At 57.4% G+C, this 1,816-nt stretch carries 2 protein-coding genes; one reads left to right on the forward strand and one right to left on the reverse strand.

The features are described 5' to 3' along the window. Positions 1-580, reverse strand: a 580-nt coding sequence (locus AB4043_RS24320; protein WP_442308364.1) for a hypothetical protein, incomplete at its 3' end; no start/stop codon positions are given. 179 nt (positions 581-759) lie between these two features. Here AB4043_RS24320 and AB4043_RS24325 point away from each other — a divergent pair. Beyond that, a partial coding sequence (locus AB4043_RS24325; protein ID WP_442308365.1) for a hypothetical protein occupies positions 760-1,816 on the forward strand: 1,057 nt, incomplete at its 3' end.

The raw sequence follows: 1,816 nt of genomic DNA on the forward strand, positions 1-1,816 counted from the left end.
GCGCAGAAGCGATGTTATCGAGATAATGTGTCCAGAACGCACGGTCGTAAAACCAGGACTTATCTTCGATCTCGGAGCAGAAGGCACGCGCCACACTACGTACACGATTCGGAGTTCGCTCCACGATAGGCGCGTTCAGTTGGAAGGCTGCATCGAGGCGATCACTCTCGCGAATACGATCTGCCAGCTCCAACAGACCATAGGTAATTCCTCGCCCGTCGAGGCCACTTACGAGAATGACAGTATGCTGATCTTTTCCTGCGACGATCACGGTCATCTCAGCGGTGTGATCGCCGGGCACCTCAAAGCCTTTGGCGAGCTCACTGCCAACAGAAGCGACCACGATCGTCGCCATCGGCTTGCCGCCGGTTTTGACAGATGTGCCTTTTGCTTCCAGCGATGACTGCAGCTGCTCCAACGCCCATGCAACACCCGGCTGCTGTGTCAGTTTTTCTGCAGGATCGGTCTTGCTCTCCACCGTTCCCTGGGAGGGTGCGGCTGTAGCGGTGCGTCCAAGGGCAGTCGTCGCCGAAAGTGCCACAAGCTGTACAAACCGCCGCCGTGTGGTGTTGAGACCCATCGTGTGAACTCCTCATCGCAGTAAAAATTGGATCCTGAACGTCGTGGGACTTATACAGGCTCGCAGCCAGAGACTGCAAACGACGCCCGTGCCCGCTATCTGGTACCCTGCGGTCGCGAACGTCGCCATCTTTAAAGCGGCATTAACAAACAGGGAGACAGGAGCTGACATCAATGAGCATGAACCGGCGGGAATTCAACGCTCTGAGTGCAGGAACACTCATATCGCTGGCTGCAAAAAACGCTGTGGGCAATGAGTTGGCAGCCACCCTTACGGCTCCGGAACAACAGACCGACGCTCTTCCCTGGTATAGGACCATCAAGCGGATTGGCCAGACGAACTTCAACGAACGGGACGGAGAGTCACAGAACGTTGAACAATGGGCCGACTACTGGGCCGCCGCAAAGGTGCAGGCTGTGGCCCTTTCGGTCTCCGGCCCGGTGGCCTTCTACCCGTCGAAAGTTCCCTTCTTTCATCACAGCATCTACCTGAAGGGCCGCGATCTCTTTGGAGAATGTCTCCGCGCCGCCAAGAAGCGTGGCATCCGCGTGTATGGCCGCATGAGTCCGGATATTCAATGGACCGATCCGGAGCTGCTACAGACACAGCCTCTCTGGTTTCGCAGGAATCAGAACGGCGGCCTGCAGCAGTCTGCACCGGAGATTGCCTTTACCTGCATCTTCAGCGAGCACTACTCCAGGCAACAGCCAGCCATCATTCGCGAGCTGAATGCGAACTACGATATTGACGGCGTCTATATGAACGGCTGGCCGACGATGCAGGTCTGCTACTGCGAGAACTGCCGCAAGATCGGAGACCCGCACTCGAAGGAATATCGTTCGGCATTGATGGATAAGGCCTTCGAGCTGATTCAGCTTTACAAAGCAACCGTGATGGAGAAGAGCCCGAACAACTTCTACTCCTGCAACCTGGGCGGAGGATTGAAAGAGTCTGGACTGGACCAGTGGCGTCTCACGCGTGAAGCCACCTGGTACACGGCCGACAACCAGTCGCGGTCCGGTGTCGTTGCTCCCATCTGGCAGGACGCACAACAGGTGAAGTTTGCGCGCGCTTTGATGGGAGATCGTTCTGTGGCCGCGGTGAGTGCGAGCTATGGACGTGCAGGCAGCATTATGTGGCGGCAGGTGGCGGACACGTCAGTCGAACCGGTGTGCCGCATGGCGCAGACGGCTGCGGCTGGGGGAATCATCTGGTATCACTGGCTGGGGCTAGAGC

Source organism: Terriglobus sp. YAF25 (genome assembly GCF_052113305.1).
Lineage (GTDB): Bacteria > Acidobacteriota > Terriglobia > Terriglobales > Acidobacteriaceae > Terriglobus.